We start from the raw sequence: 14,728 nt of genomic DNA, 5'->3' as shown, positions 1-14,728 counted from the left end.
GGAGGCGCGATGGGCGAACCGTGCGTGTTCTGCGACATCAACACCGGCCTCGCGCCCGCCACGTTTGTGCACGAGTGGTACGACGCCATCGCGATTCTCCCACTCAACCCCGTGATCGCGGGGCACACCCTCGTCATTCCGAAGCGGCACGTAGCCGATTTCGTCGAAGACCCCGACGTCTCCGCCGCAACTTCCCGACGGGCTGCGCAGCTTGCCGCGGACATGGGCCCCTGCAACTTGATCACCTCGCGCGGCAGGGAAGCGACGCAGAGCGTCTTTCACCTGCATATGCACATCGTGCCCCGCTCCGACGGGGACGGCCTCGCGCTCCCCTGGTACAGCGGGAAGAGGCGGTGACGTGGCGTGGGAAGGAAGTACCCGCCGGCAGCGCCTCCCGAAGGACTGGCCTCGCATCCGACGGCGCATCATCCGACGTGACGGAGGCGTCTGTACGGCCCGCTACAGCGACGGCCGACGGTTGCCCCGCACCATGAGGGCCCTGCGCATACGCCTGCTATCGGGCAGTGCTCCACGCAGGGCCGTACGAAGGGCACGCGGTGGAGGGACCATGCCTGAGTACGTGCCCACGCAGGGCACTGTATGCGTGCGTATGGGCGTAGGTGAGCGCCCATGAGTGGCGCGCACGTGGTGCTGCACGAGGAGGCAGACACGGGCGAGGACGGACTCATGGTCACGCACGTGAGCGTCAATGGTGTCGATGTTGGTCGACTCGCAAAGGCTCCAAAGATCGCAGTTGGAACGAAGGACGATCGTTCTCTGACGACGATCACTCTGACGCTCGTACCGAGTCGCCTGGAGATCAAGGGTGAGCACGCTGACGGTGATCGTCGCGAGTCTCGCGCCGGCTTCACGGCCAAGATTGGTTAGCCCTTGATCGTTTGACCATGATCACCAGGGGGCGACCCCCGATCTTGGTCTTTGAGAACCGAAGAGGTGCTGGGGCTCGCTGTCTGTACGGGTCTGGGGGATCGCCCCAAGGTGTCCGCAGGAGCCGGCTGGAGTTCCGAACCGCACCCTTCCGGGGGTGCTGAAGGGTGCGGTTCGGCACGCGGGCATACAGGGCTTCGGTCTCACGGTCAAATGAATCATCGCAGGTCAATGGACTAAAAGCGTTCGTGGCCGATAGGGTGAACCCATGCCAACGACACCCGCCAGGATGTGCGAGCACTGCTCGTCTCCCCTTCCGCTGATGGCCCGTCAGCACGCCCGGTACTGCGACACGCGGTGCCGGTCGAAGGCGTTCAGGGCACAGAAGAACGATGCGACTCCCCGTGAGCTGACGATCCGCGACAGGTGGATCCGGCGCTCGTCCACGAAGGTCCCGCTGACGGCCGCCGGCATGGCAGCCTCATCGACCGACCCGCGGACGTGGAGCGACTACGAGTCGGCCCGCAAGTCGACTCACGGCGTCGGTACGGGCTTTGTCCTGTCCGACGTCGACGACGTGGTCTGTATCGACCTGGACCACTGCTTGAACACGCTCACGGGCCGCCTGGCACCGTGGGCCGCTGCCATTGTCCGTGACGCGGGAGCCACCTACGTAGAGGTTTCCCCGTCCGGCGACGGGCTGCACATCTGGGGCCGCGCGAACGTCCGACAGGGACGCCGTATCCGACGCCCTGACGGTACGGCCGTGGAGATCTACGGGACCGGCCGCTACATCGCAATGACGGGACGCCGACATGGTTCGTGCCCGTCGATCCTCGCGGACCTCTCCGCAGTGATCACCGAACTGACGCAGTAGCTCCCGACAGGGGCCGCGCTGCTGTCTCTGACCGGGAGTCCCCATGCTTGCTGAGCCCACCCGAGTCCTGCCCATTTCGACTCCCATCGTGGGGAAGCCAACTCCGTTGATTCCGTCCGTAGGGCGGGTTGTTCATTACGTCAGCCACGGAACGCCGGCTCGCGAAGACGGCTCGCAGGAATTCACCTCGCAGTGCCGCGCGGCGGTGGTTACAGCCGTACGCAACTCGGAACCGGTCCCTGAGCGCAGCGTGCCGTACGTCGACCTCTGCGTCCTCAATCCCACCGGCATGTTCTTCAACCAGGAGTGCCGCTACGACGAGTGGGACGGCACCTATACCATGCCTGGCGCGGAGCCTCAGGGCGGCTCCTGGCACTGGCCGGAGCGTGTCTGATGGCTGGCAACCGACCCGCTCTCTGGATCGAGGGCAAGCGCTACGACGTTGCCGACCGAGACGACTTCCACAGCGACTTGCGCGCTGACTACATAGCGACTCTCCGAAACGGAGCGAGGCACCGGGGACTCCTCGAAGCACACGCCCAGTGTGGGACGTGTCTGGAAGTCCGGGAGGTGTTCCATGGCGGGTAGAGGACCAGCACCCAAGGACCCCACGAAGCGTCGCCGGCGCAACGTGCCCGACGACCTGACGACCATCACGCCCGACGACGAAGTCCGCGGCCCCGAGCTGCCTGAGGGCGTCCTGGGCGTCAATACCAAGACCGGTCAACTCACTGAGTGGCACCCGATGACGCTGCTTTGGTGGAACGAGTGGCGGATGTCCCCACAGGCGCAGACCTTCACCGGTACTGACTGGTCATTCCTGATCGACACGGCTCTTATGCATCACTCGATGTGGGACAAGGGCCAGTGGACGCTAGCCGCTGAAGTGCGCCTGCGCGCCGCGAAGTTCGGCGCTACGCCGGAGGACCGGGCGAGATGAGGAACGTGTTGTACGTCAGCACCTTCAACGCGGTTACGCCGACCGTCTTTTGAGGCGCCGAGGGCGACGCCGAAGCGCCGGGCGCGGTCGCGGTCAGCGTCGCGAGGGCGAGCGCGCCGGACAGCGCGACGGCGGGGACGCGGCGGAGCACGGAGTGCGGCACAGGGACTCCCGGTTCGGTGGGGGCGGAGCGGCGCCGCTCATCAAACCAGGCGTAGTTACTTCCCGGTAGCCATCAGGGGAAGCGAATGCGCACACCGCACGACCGGTGGCCACACCGACGCGAAGAACGCGATCGTGCCCCCGGCACCCTTGGGGTACTGTGACCCCGACCGAAGCAGAGCACGTACCGAGGAGGTGGGACCCATTACCGCAGTGTCAGGCCGGGTGCTCCCCCCTCACGGCCGCGCGGTCCGTCCGACAGGCTGAGACCGCCGGAGCGCCCGTAGGCGCCCCGAAAGGTTTCCATGTCGGCAACACTCTCCTCCCCGTTCTCCTCCGCACTGCCCTCCCTCCCCACCGTCGTCACCAGGCTCCGCGCCGCCGGCTGTGTCTTCGCCGAGGACGAGGCGCGGCTCCTGGTCTCCGCCGCCCCGACCCCCGCCGCCCTCGCCGACATGGTGAGCCGCCGAGCCGCCGGGCTGCCCCTGGAGCACGTCATCGGCTGGGCCGAGTTCTACGGCCTGCGGATCGCCGTCGGCACCGGGGTCTTCGTCCCGCGCCGCCGTACCGAATTCCTCGTGCGGCAGGCGGCGGCCCTGGCTCACCAGGCCGCCACCGGACGGCCCGCCGTCGTCGTCGACCTGTGCTGCGGCTCCGGCGCGCTCGGTGCCGCGCTGCTCGCGACGGCGCACGGCCCCGTCGAGTTGTACGCCTCCGACATCGACCCGGCGGCCGTCGCCTGCGCCCGCCGCAACATCGGCTCCGGCGGCACGGTCCTCGAAGGCGACCTCTTCGACGCCCTGCCGGACGGCCTTCGGGGCCGTATCGACATCCTGCTCGCCAACGTGCCCTACGTACCGACCGAGGAGGTCGGACTGCTGCCGCCCGAAGCACGCGAACACGAGCCGCTGGTGGCGCTCGACGGCGGCGCCGACGGGCTCGACGTCCTGCGGCGTGTGACGGCCGGGGCGTCCCGCTGGCTGGCGCCCGGCGGGCACCTGCTGTTCGAGACCAGCGAGCGCCAGGTGCCGGGCGCCGTCGGCACCGTCCGGGGTGACGGGCTCGCCCCACGGGTCGTGACCTCCGAGGAGTGGGACGCCACCGTGGTCGTCGCGCAGCTCAGGGGCGCCCGGCTCGGGCCCGTGGCCCTCGCTCCGGACCCGCGCGGCCACTGACCCGCGCGCGGTCGGCGGGGCGCCGCCCTTTTCGCGTGGCACCCCGCCCGCCGCGGCGGACGGCCACCGCTGTCGATCCGTCAAGACTCGAACGCATGACGGCCCGACCGACACACAACTGCCTTCTCTGTCAGCTCTATTGACACTTAGGTTTCAGAAGTTTTACGTTCCTTTACATCTGAGAGCGCTCTCGGACCCACTTTCCCCCCATGACTTCGAGGTGCCGTCACATGCCCACCTCCCGCTCCAGACGACCCGCTTCGGTGCTGGTTCTGGTCACCGCCATGGCCGCCGTAGGACTGGGCCCCGCCGCCGGTCCCGCGGCGGCGGCGAACGTCCCCGTCGGCTCCGGCAGTTACTCCGACACCCGCCCCGCCGGGACTTCGGGCCCGACCAACAACGTGGGCGCGCCGGTCACGCCCAAGCTGACCGAGGCGGCCAAGGACCGGCCGGTGCCCACCAACGACTGGTGGACCTCGGTCGCGTATCAGCGGTACGGCGACAACCCGTACTCCACCCCGATGTACGGCCACCCCCTCACCTACCAGGCCACCGCCGGGGGACTGGAGGTCGGCTATCCCACGACCGCCGCCATCGTGGGTGACGGACGGCAGTACGAGTACGCGCACAAGGCCGATCTCACCCTGGGTCTCAGCGGCCTCAACTCCCCGGACACCAAGGCCGACGACTGGTCCGACTGGACCGTCACGCCCTACTGGTCCGACGGCACCCGCACGCTGCGGACCACCATCGGCCACGGCATGCCCTACGTGTACGCGAAGGGCTCGGGCGGCGACGCCCGCATCACCACCGCCGCCGCGCCGACCGTCTTCTCCGACGACGGCAACGTCCTCGGCATCACCGTCGCCGGTCACCACTACGCGCTCTTCGCGCCGACCGGCAGCGACTGGTCGGTCTCGGGCTCCACCGTCACGGCCGGACTCGGCGACAAGGACTACTTCTCGCTCGCGCTCCTGCCCTCCGAGGACGCGCTCGCGACGTACGCCAAGTACGCCTACAGCTTCGTCACCGGCTCCACGACGAGCTGGAACTCCGAAGGCGGCGACGTCGAGGCGACGTACACCCTCACCACCGAGCCGCAGGAGGGCACCGAGAAGGGCACGCTCCAGGCCCTCTACCGGCACCAGTGGCTCAACACGACCGACGAACTCACCCCGTACACCTACGTGTCACCGCGCGGCACGATGAAGGTGCGTGAGTCCACGTCCTTCACCACCAGCCAGAAGGGGTCCGGCGTGCTGCCCGCGCTGCCCGAGTCGAACGGGGTCGACGCGGCCACGCTCAAGGCGCAGTTGGACGACGTGGTGAACGCCGGGGACCCGTTCTCGGGCGCGACCGACACCTACTGGACGGGCAAGGCCCTCGGCCGGCTCGCCCAACTGGCCCCGATCGCCGACCAGATCGGCGAGAGCGCCACGCGCGACAAGATCGTGGGCCTGCTGAAGGGCCGTCTTGAGGAGTGGTTCACGGCGGGCGGCGCCAGTGAGTTCAGCTACGACAACGACTGGAAGACGCTGACCGGTTACCCGGCGTCGTACGGCAGCGACACCGAACTCAACGACCACCACTTCCACTACAGCTACTACGTCTACGCGGCGGCGATCGTCGCCCAGTACGACCAGGCGTGGGCCGCCGATTCCGCCTGGGGCGGCATGGTCGGGACGCTGATACGCGACGCGGCCAACCCGAGCCGCACGGACAGCGACTTCCCGTTCCTGCGCGGCTTCGACGTGTACGCGGGCCACAGCTGGGCCTCCGGCCACCAGGGCTTCGCCGCGGGCAACAACCAGGAGTCGTCGTCGGAGTCCATCAACCTCAGCGCGGGGCTGGTCCTCTGGGGTTCGGCCACCGGCGACGACGAGCTGCGTGACCTGGGTTCGTATCTGCTGGCCACCGAGTCCGAGGCGATCGGCCAGTACTGGTTCGACGCCGACCAGGAGGTCTTCCCGGCGGACTTCGCACGCGGCACGGTCGGCATGGTGTGGGGCAGCGGCGGCGCCTACTCCACCTGGTGGACCGCCAACCCCGAGGAGATCCACGGCATCAACGTCCTTCCCGTGACCGGGGGTTCACTCCACCTGGGCCGGGAGAAGGAGGCCATCGGCCGCAACATCGCCGAGATGGAGAAGGAGAACGGCGGGCCCGCCGTCGAATGGCGCGACATCCTCTGGGAGTTCGAGGCGATCTCCGACCCGGCGCGGGCGAAGGCCAAGTGGGACGCGGGCCAGGCGGCCCTGTCCCCGGAGGCGGGCGAGTCCAAGGCCCACGTCAACCACTGGATCGGCACCCTCGACGCGGTCGGCGCCCCCGATCCGACGGTGACCGGGTCGATCCCGACCTCGGCCGTCTTCACCAAGGGCGGGGTGAGCACCTACGCGGCGCACAACTTCGCCTCGACGGAGCGGACGGTCACGTTCTCGGACGGCAGGACGCTCACCGTGCCCGCACGCTCCGCGGCGAGCACCACGGGCTGATCCCACCGCTGGACCGATCACCGGCCGACCGACGCCCAATTGGCGGCCGATGACCGGCAGCACCGACGAACCACCGCTCGACCCCCACCCGCGGCGGGTCTCCGGCCTCAGGCCGAGGCCCGCCGCACCAGCGTCGTCGGCGTGATCACGGACGCCGGCGCCCGCGCCTCCGCGCTGTCCTTGTCGAGACCCCGCAGCAGCAGCCGCGCCATCAGCCGGCCCTGCCCCTCCACGTCCTGGCGGATCGTGGTCAGCGGCGGGTCGGTGTCCTCGGCGACGGACACCATGTCGTCGAAACCGACCAGCGCCACCTCCTCGGGCACCGCGACCCCGCGCTCGCGCAGTACCCGCAGCGCCCCGGACGCCATCAGGTCGTTGGCCGCGAACACCGCGTCCAGGTCGGGGCGCCGGTCCAGCAGTTCCTTCATCGCCCGCGCGCCGCTCTCCACCGTGAACTCGCCCTCGGTGATGAGGGTCGGGTCGGCGTCGAGCAGCACGTCACGGTAGCCGTCCAGCCGGTCCGTCGAGGAGGTCTGATCGGGCGGGCCCGCGATGTGCGCGATGCGCTCGCGCCCGAGGTCGCGCAGATACTGCACGGCCGCCCGCGCGCCGCCGCGATTGTCGGCGTCCACGTACGGCACACCCTGATCGCTCGGCGCGGACGTCCAGCTCGGCCGGCCGCCGTACACCGTCGGAGTCCCCGATCTGCGGATGATCGCCGGCAGCGGGTCGTCGATGTGCAGCGAGAACGCGAGGGCCCCGTCGACATGGCCGCCCGCCAGATACCGGGCGATCCGCCCGAAGTCGCCGGGACCTTCGAGCAGGAGCAGCACCAACTGCGTGTCGTGGGCGGTCAGTTCCTTGCTGATACCGCGTATCTGCTGTGAGAAGAACGGGTCCGAGAAGATCCGGATCTCCGGCTCGGCGATGATGACGGCGACCGCGCCCGTCCGCCGGGTGACCAGCGTGCGCGCCGCGTGGTTCGGCACGTACCCCAGCTCCTCCACGGCCCTGAGCACCTTGTCGACCAGCGGCTGCCGCACCCCGGCGCCGCCGTTGACCACCCGGGACGCGGTGGCACGGGAGACGCCGGCACGGGCCGCGACGGCTTCCAGCGTGGGCCGGGACCCAGGTGACTGCTCGGGCAAGGCGGGCGCTCCTCGTCGGTTCGGGTGCCCGTACGGGCACCGGACCGGTACAGGGTATCCGTTGCCCCCTCCACGCAGAGAGCGCTCCCAAGCACTCGTCCGCCCGCCTCAGCAGGGACGGCGCGTATCTCCCGACATACGGCTGATCGCGGACAACCCTCTGTCGCACCGCTGTTCACCGGAGTACGTTTCCGCCCCATGGAATTCCGTTCACCGGGCATGTGTCCCGTCGGACCACCCGCCGAGCATCGGAGACCGCACCTGATGACGCCCCGGATTCGCACGCTCGTCCTGTCGGTGGCCGCGGCCGCCCTCGTCGTCCCCCTCACCGCGCTTCCCTCGTCGGCCGTCTCCTCCGCCCCGGCCGACACCCCGCCGCGTACCGGCTTCGAGGAGAGCGACGGCGCCGAGTGGACCACCCTGGCGCGGGAGCAGGAATTCCTCGCCGCCGTCGACCGCGGCGGCGACCGGGTCGCCGTCAGCACCATCGGCACCACCAAGCAGGGCCGCCCGCTCAACCTCGTCGAGTTGGGCAACAAGCGCTCGGTGACCAGCCTCCTGCTGATCTGCAGCCAGCACGGCGACGAGCCCTCGGGCCGTGAGGCCTGCCTCACCACCGTCCGCGACCTGGCCTATCCCAAGGACCGGGCGACGAAGCGCTTCCTGGACCGTACGAGTGTGCTGGTCGTCCCGACCGCCAACCCCGACGGCCGGGCCGCCGACACCCGCGGCAACTCCGACGGCGTCGACATCAACCGCGACCACATCGCGCTCAAGACGGCCGAGGGCCGCACCATGGCCGCCCTCACGCGCGACCGCGAGCCCGACGTCATCTACGACCTGCACGAGTACGGCGCCACGCCGCCGTACTACGACAAGGATCTCTTCGACCTCTGGCCGCGTAATCTCAACACCTCCTCCCGTGTGCACAAGGAGGCGCGGACCCTGTCGGAGGCGTACGTGCGCCCGGCCGCCCGCGCCGGTGACCACTCCATCGGCACGTACGGCATCTGGACCGACCCCGTCACCGGCGACCCGATCAAGCAGACCGCGGGCGACGGCCAGGAGCGCATCCTGCGCAACGCCTCCGGCGTCAAGCACTCCGTCGGCCTGCTCATCGAGAGCCGTGTCGACCCGAGGTCCGAGGCCGAGGAGAACGATCCCGCGCTGAACCACCGGCGCCGTGTCGACAGTCAACTCGACTCCCTGAAGGGCCTGTTCGGATACGCCGACGAGCGTCGCGTACAGCTCTCCGCCGCCACCGCGCTCTCCCGCGCCGCCGGACTTCTCGACCGCGGCACGGTCTACCTCGGCGGCGGCGACAACGAGCCCGCGACACCCGAGGACACCGTCCGGAACCCGCCCTGCGGCTACCGGCTCGACGCCGCCCAGTACGCGGATGTGAAGGACGAACTGGCGTTGCACGGCGTGAAGGCCCTGCCCGCGCGCGGTGACGGTGCGTTCGTGCCGCTGCGCCAGTCCCAGCGCAAACTGGTGCCGCTCCTTCTCGACGGACGCGCCACCTACCACCTCACCGTCGGACAACCAGTGGAGACTTGTTGATAGAAAGAGATCCACTTCACATGTGCTAAGGCGTAACGGAGCGCCGACGCATGCTCCGTGAAACCCCGAAAGGTGTTGCTCGTGTCGCAGGACAGTCAGAAATCGGGAGCCGAAGGAGGCCCGCCGCCGGTCACGACGGCCGGGCCGGGTCATCCCCAGGACTCCCAACACCCCCAGACCGACCGGGTGGTGTTCGGTGTCACGGCCGTCCTCACGCTCGCCTTCGTGGTCTGGGGGACGGTCGCCACCGACTCGCTGGAGAGCGCGTCGAACTCCATGCTCTCCGGCCTGATCCACAACGGTGGCTGGGCCTTCGTCCTGGTGGCCTCGGGCTTCGTGGTCTTCGCCCTCTGGCTGGCGATCAGCCGCTACGGCAAGATCACACTCGGTGAGGAGGGTGAGAAGCCCGAGTTCAGGACCGTCTCCTGGGTCGCCATGATGTTCAGCGCCGGTATGGGCATCGGCCTGATGTTCTTCGGCGTGAACGAACCTCTCACCTTCTTCACCGACCCGCCCCCCGGCACCAACCCCCCGGACGCCGCGGCGGCGGCCGAGACCGCCATGGCGACCACGCTGTTCCACTGGACCCTGCACCCCTGGGCCATCTACGCCGTGGTCGGGCTCGCCATCGCGTACAGCACCTTCCGGCGCAAGCGGCGTCAGACGATCAGCGCGGTCTTCGTGCCGCTCATCGGCGAGAAGCACGCGTACGGCGCCCCCGGCCGCGTCATCGACATCCTCGCCATCTTCGCGACGCTCTTCGGCTCGGCCGCCTCGCTGGGCCTCGGCGCCCTCCAGATCGGCAGCGGCTTCACCGAGCTGAACTGGCGGGACAACGTCAGCACCGCACTGCTCGTCACCATCATCGCCGTCCTGACCGTGGCGTTCGTGGCCTCGGCGGTCTCCGGCGTCGAGAAGGGCATCCAGTGGCTCTCCAACACCAACATGGTGCTGGCGCTGTTCCTCGCCCTGTTCGTGTTCATCGCCGGCCCGACCGTCTTCATTCTCGACCTGCTGCCGACGTCGATCGCGGCCTACTTCGGTGACCTCGCCGAACTCGCGGGCCGGACCGAGGCCAGCAGCGGCCGGGGCGTCGCCGAGTGGCTCGGCAGCTGGACGGTCTTCTACTGGGCCTGGTGGATCTCCTGGACGCCCTTCGTCGGCATGTTCATCGCCCGGATCAGCCGCGGCCGGACGATCCGTCAGTTCGTGGGCGGCGTCATCCTCGTACCGAGCACCGTGAGCCTGATCTGGTTCGCCATCTTCGGCGGATCGGCCATCAGGCTCCAGCGGCGCGAGGGTGACCTCAGCAACGAGGCGACGGCCGAGGGCCAGCTCTTCCAACTGCTCCAGGACTTCCCGATCGCCACCGTCACCAGCGTGCTGGTGATGATCCTCGTCGGTATCTTCTTCGTCTCCGGCGCCGACGCCGCGTCCATCGTGATGGGCACCCTCTCCCAGAAGGGCCACTTCGAACCCAGCAAGTACGTGATCGTCTTCTGGGGTGTGGTGACCGGCGCCGTCGCGGCAGTGATGCTGCTCGTCGGCGACGGCCAGAAGGACGCGCTCCAGGGGCTCCAGAACATGACGATCCTCGTCGCCGCGCCCTTCGCGCTCGTCATGATCGGCATGTGTGTGGCCCTCGTGCGCGACCTGCGCCACGACCCGCTGATCCTCCGTGAGGAACGGGGCGTCGAGGTCGTCGAGTCGGCGGTCATCGCCGGACACGAGCAGTACGACGGCGACTTCGAGATCCGGATCGGCCCGACGCCCGAGGACGATCCGACCGGAAGCACCCCGGAGACCTCGGCCCCACGCTGAGCCGGCCGTACGTCTCCCAGGAGGCCGCCCGGCGGGTTCACCCCGCCAGCCGGGCGGCCTCCTCCGCGCAGCCCCAAGCCACGGTGACGCCCGCGCCACCGTGGCCGTAGTTGTGCACCAGCCGTGTCCCGCCCGGCAGTTGGACGGCCTCGACCCGTACGCCAGGCCGCGCCGGACGCAGCCCCACCCGGTGCGCGAGCACCCGCGCGCCCCGCACCTGAGGCCGCAGCGCCGCGCAGCGCTCGACGATGTCGGCGGCGGTCACCGGGTCGGGACGCGGGTCCCACGCGTGGTCCTCGGCGGTCCCGCCGAGTATCAGGCCGAACGGCTGGGGGAAGAGGTACGACGTACCGGACCCGCCCCCGCCCTTGGACACCAGCCACTCCTCGATCCCCGGGTTCTCGACCACCACGAGCTGTCCGCGCACCGGAAACACCGACGCGTCGGGCACCAGCTCACGGGCGCCGAGCCCGGAGCAGTTCACCACGACGGCGGCCTCGGCCGCCGCCTCCGCCAAGGAGCCGACCGTACGCCGCTCCACGCTTCCGCCGGCCGCGCGCAGCCGCTCCTCCAGATACCGCAGATGCGTCGGCATGTCGATCAGCGGCAGCCGGCCCCGCAAGCCCTGACCGCACCCGGCGGGCAGCTCGTCGGCCCGTGCCTCCCGCAGCTCGGGCAGCTCCGCCGCCCAACTCCCCAGCCCGGCGAGGGCGGTGTCGGTCATCAGGCCCGCCACCACGCGGACGCCCGTCGTCGCCGGATCCCGGGCCAGCGCCACGTACTCGCGCAACGACCGCAGGGACCACGGCCCGACCAGCTCGGCGGGCTCGATCCGGTACGGCCAGAACAGCGCGCCCGCCACCGCCGACGTGGTGCGCGCGGCGGCGTCCCGCGACCACACGCGCACCCGCCGGCGGCCCCGTCGCTCCCCCCGCCCCTGCTCGGCGAGCACGACGGCGGTCGTCAGCCCGACGACCCCGCCACCGACCACGATCACCGTGTCACTCATGCCGGGACCGTAGCGGAGACAGAATTCGTTGGACATCCCGGTGGTCCGCGGGCGAAGCTCGACCCCCGTACGACATGACCGACGATGGCCCCGGCGAGCCGCGAATCGCCGCACGACATGCATCCCGAGTCCCGGAGGCCGACGGCCTCGCGCCGATGACGGCGATCCGCCCCCGTACCCGCGACGAACTGCGCCGCAGCCGCCGCCCACGCTCCCACTCCTGCTGGGACCACCTGTACGCGGCGCCGCTGTGGCCGCTGCACGGGGCCAACCTCGGCACCCTCGCCCGCACCTGCGACGCGGTCGGCGCGTGCCTCGTGCTCCCGCGCCTCCCATGGGTCCCGGAGGCGCTCGCCCGCGGCAACACCCTGCGCAGACCCGTGTGCGTCCACTGGACGGGCGATCCGCTCGGCTGGCTGGGCAAGCAGCGGGAGCGCGGCGCACGCGTCGTCGGGGTGGAACTCGCCGACGAGGCGGTACGCCTCGCGGACCTGCCCGCCGCCCGGCAGCCCACGGTGATGGTCCTCGGCCACGAACAGCACGGCATCCCACCCGAAGCGCTCGACCTGCTGGACACCTGCGTGGAGATCCCCATGATCGGCACGGGCGCCAGCCTCAACGTCGCCGTGGCCGGCAGCCTGGCCCTCTACAGACTGGCGGGGCTGCTGTGACCACGGGCCTCGGCCCCTGGGTCGTGTCTTCGAAGTCCCGCCTGGCCCGCGACGCCTGGCACGGCACCTCGCCGCGTTGTCGGAGTCGGCCGAGTACGCCCGGTACGAGGCCGGTCCTCCGCCTTGCGATGCACCGCACCAGACCCCGCGGGCCCCGCCCTGCGGGCGGACGGCGCTACTTCGAAGACACGACCCCGGGGCGTGGGGCCGGAAGGCAGCGCTGTCCTCGGCCGTGCGACGCACCGCACCGGCCGCCGCCCGGCCCGCCCCGCGGGCGGACGGCGCCACCCTCCGGACACGCCCTAGAATCGACGGTCTGATGACTGCCACTCTCGTCGCCAAGAATCTCGCCGCCGGACACGGCGACCGCTCACTCTTCGCGGAGCTCGACCTCGTCGTCGCGCCCGGCGACGTGATCGGTCTCGTCGGGGTCAACGGAGCCGGGAAGTCGACCCTGCTCCGGCTGCTCGCCGGGCTCGACACACCCGAGGACGGGGTGCTGAGCCTCTCCCCGCCGAGCGCGACCGTCGGCCACCTCCCGCAGGAGCCCGAGCGCCACCCCGGCGAATCCGTACGGGAATTCCTCGCCCGGCGTACGGGCGTCACCGACGCCCAGACCACCCTCGACGCGGCCACCCAGGCCCTGGTCGACGGCGCGCCCGGCGCGGACGACGCGTACGCCGTCGGTCTGGAGCGCTGGCTCGGGCTCGGCGGCGCGGACCTCGACGAACGAGCCGAGGAGGTGGCCGCGTCCCTGGGCCTGACCGTCGGGCTCGACCAGCCGATGACCGCACTCTCCGGCGGCGAGGCGGCCCGCGCCGGTCTCGCGTCCCTGCTGCTGTCCCGCTACGACGTCTTCCTCCTGGACGAGCCGACGAACGACCTCGATCTCGACGGCCTCGAACGCCTCGAATCCTTCGTCACGGGCCTCCGCGCGGGCACGGTCCTCGTCAGCCACGACCGCGAGTTCCTCACCCGCACCGTCACCAAGGTCCTCGAACTCGACCTGGCCCAGCAGCAGGTCAATCTCTTCGGCGGCGGCTACGCGGCGTATCTCGAAGAACGCGAGCGGGCCAGGCAGCACGCCCGCGAGGAGTACGACGAGTACGCCGACAAGCGCTCGTCGCTCCAGGGACGCGCCCATATGCAGCGCTCCTGGATGGAGAAGGGCGTCAAGAACGCGCGCCGCAAGGCGACGGACAACGACAAGATGGCCCGTAAGCTGCGCTCCGAGTCCACGGAGAAGCAGGCCGCGAAGGCCCGTCAGACCCAGCGTCTGATCGAGCGCCTGGACGCCGAGGCCGTCGACGAGCCCCGCAAGGAGTGGGAACTCCAGATGGAGATCGCCTCGGCCCCGCGCTCCGGTTCGGTCGTCGCGACGCTGAACGGCGCCGAAGTCCGGCGCGGCGACTTCCACTTCGGGCCCGCGTCGCTCCAGATCGACTGGGCGGACAGGGTCGCCATCACGGGGGCGAACGGCGCGGGCAAGTCCACCCTGCTGGCGCTCCTCCTCGGCCGGCTGTCACCCGACACGGGCGCGGCGTCACTGGGCTCGGGCGTGGTGGTGGGCGAGGTCGACCAGGCCCGCGCGCTGTTCTACGGCACGGAGACGCTGCTCGACGCGTTCTGCGCGGCCGTCCCGGACACGGAACCGGCCGAAGTCCGCACGCTGCTGGCGAAGTTCGGCCTCAAGGCGGCCCACGTACTGCGCCCGGCGACAACGCTCTCCCCGGGCGAACGCACCCGCGCGGCCCTGGCGCTGCTCCAGGGCCGGGGAGTGAACCTGCTGGTCCTGGACGAGCCGACGAACCATCTCGACCTGGCGGCGATCGAGCAACTGGAGTCGGCGCTCGACTCGTACGAGGGAACACTGCTGCTGGTCACACACGACCGCCGAATGCTGGAGTCCGTCCGCACGAGCCGCCGCATCGAGATCACGACGGGCAGGGTCACGGAGTCCTGAGGCGGGCGCCGGGCCG

Annotated in this window: 14 protein-coding genes; 11 read left to right on the top strand and 3 right to left on the bottom strand. The window is 70.3% G+C overall.

Going from position 1 to position 14,728, the window contains the following annotated elements; all coding sequences use genetic code 11:
- Window positions 1–9 precede the first annotated feature (9 nt).
- The 5 genes from P3L51_RS01920 to P3L51_RS01900 all read left to right on the top strand — a co-directional run bounded on the left by P3L51_RS01920 (window position 10) and on the right by P3L51_RS01900 (window position 2,705).
- Window positions 10–357, top strand: a complete 348-nt coding sequence (locus P3L51_RS01920) for an HIT family protein (RefSeq protein WP_354603219.1) — start codon at window positions 10–12, stop codon at window positions 355–357.
- Between the two features lie 273 nt (window positions 358–630).
- Entirely contained in the window at window positions 631–888 is a 258-nt protein-coding gene (locus tag P3L51_RS01915; protein WP_354603218.1) for a hypothetical protein, read from the top strand.
- Between the two features lie 268 nt (window positions 889–1,156).
- Window positions 1,157–1,765: a bifunctional DNA primase/polymerase gene (locus tag P3L51_RS01910; RefSeq protein WP_354603217.1), complete on the top strand. Its 609-nt coding sequence runs from the start codon at window positions 1,157–1,159 to the stop codon at window positions 1,763–1,765.
- Window positions 1,766–2,015: 250 nt separating this feature from the next.
- The gene (locus P3L51_RS01905; protein ID WP_354603216.1) at window positions 2,016–2,159 is read left to right on the top strand and encodes a hypothetical protein; all 144 of its coding nucleotides are present in this window, start codon (window positions 2,016–2,018) and stop codon (window positions 2,157–2,159) included.
- A gap of 237 nt (window positions 2,160–2,396) precedes the next feature.
- The gene (locus P3L51_RS01900; RefSeq protein WP_354603215.1) at window positions 2,397–2,705 is read left to right on the top strand and encodes a phage terminase small subunit; all 309 of its coding nucleotides are present in this window, start codon (window positions 2,397–2,399) and stop codon (window positions 2,703–2,705) included.
- On the opposite strand, the gene P3L51_RS01895 is transcribed toward P3L51_RS01900, so the two are convergent.
- On the bottom strand, window positions 2,680–2,868 hold the full coding sequence (locus tag P3L51_RS01895) for a hypothetical protein (RefSeq protein ID WP_354603214.1): 189 nt from the start codon (window positions 2,866–2,868) through the stop codon (window positions 2,680–2,682). The genes P3L51_RS01900 and P3L51_RS01895 overlap by 26 nt on opposite strands.
- Before the next feature lie 304 nt (window positions 2,869–3,172).
- Between P3L51_RS01895 and P3L51_RS01890 the strand changes: the two genes are divergently transcribed.
- Window positions 3,173–4,042, top strand: coding sequence for a putative protein N(5)-glutamine methyltransferase (locus P3L51_RS01890; RefSeq protein ID WP_354603213.1), 870 nt, complete (start codon window positions 3,173–3,175; stop codon window positions 4,040–4,042).
- A gap of 230 nt (window positions 4,043–4,272) precedes the next feature.
- Window positions 4,273–6,537 carry a glycosyl hydrolase gene (locus P3L51_RS01885; RefSeq protein ID WP_354603212.1) on the top strand — a complete coding sequence of 755 codons (2,265 nt, stop codon included), beginning with the start codon at window positions 4,273–4,275 and terminating at the stop codon, window positions 6,535–6,537.
- Window positions 6,538–6,644: 107 nt separating this feature from the next.
- On the opposite strand, the gene P3L51_RS01880 is transcribed toward P3L51_RS01885, so the two are convergent.
- Window positions 6,645–7,685, bottom strand: a complete 1,041-nt coding sequence (locus tag P3L51_RS01880) for a LacI family DNA-binding transcriptional regulator (protein ID WP_354603211.1) — start codon at window positions 7,683–7,685, stop codon at window positions 6,645–6,647.
- A 264-nt stretch (window positions 7,686–7,949) separates the two neighbouring features.
- Between P3L51_RS01880 and P3L51_RS01875 the strand changes: the two genes are divergently transcribed.
- Window positions 7,950–9,248 carry a M14 family metallopeptidase gene (locus tag P3L51_RS01875; RefSeq protein ID WP_354603210.1) on the top strand — a complete coding sequence of 433 codons (1,299 nt, stop codon included), beginning with the start codon at window positions 7,950–7,952 and terminating at the stop codon, window positions 9,246–9,248.
- An 81-nt stretch (window positions 9,249–9,329) separates the two neighbouring features.
- Window positions 9,330–11,069, top strand: a complete 1,740-nt coding sequence (locus tag P3L51_RS01870) for a BCCT family transporter (RefSeq protein ID WP_435594357.1) — start codon at window positions 9,330–9,332, stop codon at window positions 11,067–11,069.
- Between the two features lie 37 nt (window positions 11,070–11,106).
- Here the strand turns inward: P3L51_RS01870 and P3L51_RS01865 are convergent, their stop codons facing one another.
- A complete protein-coding gene (locus P3L51_RS01865; RefSeq protein WP_354603209.1) occupies window positions 11,107–12,078 on the bottom strand; it encodes an FAD-dependent oxidoreductase in 972 nt (323 codons plus the stop codon).
- 155 nt (window positions 12,079–12,233) lie between these two features.
- Here P3L51_RS01865 and P3L51_RS01860 point away from each other — a divergent pair, with 155 nt between their 5' ends.
- Both P3L51_RS01860 and P3L51_RS01855 read left to right on the top strand, forming a co-directional pair.
- Window positions 12,234–12,749, top strand: coding sequence for a TrmH family RNA methyltransferase (locus P3L51_RS01860; RefSeq protein WP_354603208.1), 516 nt, complete (start codon window positions 12,234–12,236; stop codon window positions 12,747–12,749).
- A gap of 319 nt (window positions 12,750–13,068) precedes the next feature.
- Complete coding sequence (locus tag P3L51_RS01855) at window positions 13,069–14,712, top strand: ABC-F family ATP-binding cassette domain-containing protein (RefSeq protein ID WP_354603207.1); 1,644 nt, start codon at window positions 13,069–13,071, stop codon at window positions 14,710–14,712.
- Window positions 14,713–14,728: the final 16 nt, after the last annotated feature.

The sequence above is a fragment of the Streptomyces panacea genome (assembly GCF_040560175.1).
GTDB lineage: Bacteria > Actinomycetota > Actinomycetes > Streptomycetales > Streptomycetaceae > Streptomyces > Streptomyces panacea.
This window is presented reverse-complemented; position numbering and strand designations above follow the sequence as displayed.

Excerpts from the sequence above, each read along its gene's own strand:
- P3L51_RS01920 (WP_354603219.1), top strand. The coding sequence starts at position 10 with ATGGGCGAACCGTGCGTGTTCTGCGACATCAACACCGGCCTCGCGCCC.
- P3L51_RS01915 (WP_354603218.1), top strand. The coding sequence starts at position 631 with ATGAGTGGCGCGCACGTGGTGCTGCACGAGGAGGCAGACACGGGCGAG.
- P3L51_RS01885 (WP_354603212.1), top strand. The coding sequence starts at position 4,273 with ATGCCCACCTCCCGCTCCAGACGACCCGCTTCGGTGCTGGTTCTGGTC.
- P3L51_RS01890 (WP_354603213.1), top strand. The coding sequence starts at position 3,173 with ATGTCGGCAACACTCTCCTCCCCGTTCTCCTCCGCACTGCCCTCCCTC.
- P3L51_RS01855 (WP_354603207.1), top strand. The coding sequence starts at position 13,069 with ATGACTGCCACTCTCGTCGCCAAGAATCTCGCCGCCGGACACGGCGAC.
- P3L51_RS01860 (WP_354603208.1), top strand. The coding sequence starts at position 12,234 with ATGACGGCGATCCGCCCCCGTACCCGCGACGAACTGCGCCGCAGCCGC.
- P3L51_RS01865 (WP_354603209.1), bottom strand. The coding sequence starts at position 12,078 with ATGAGTGACACGGTGATCGTGGTCGGTGGCGGGGTCGTCGGGCTGACG.
- P3L51_RS01910 (WP_354603217.1), top strand. The coding sequence starts at position 1,157 with ATGCCAACGACACCCGCCAGGATGTGCGAGCACTGCTCGTCTCCCCTT.
- P3L51_RS01875 (WP_354603210.1), top strand. The coding sequence starts at position 7,950 with ATGACGCCCCGGATTCGCACGCTCGTCCTGTCGGTGGCCGCGGCCGCC.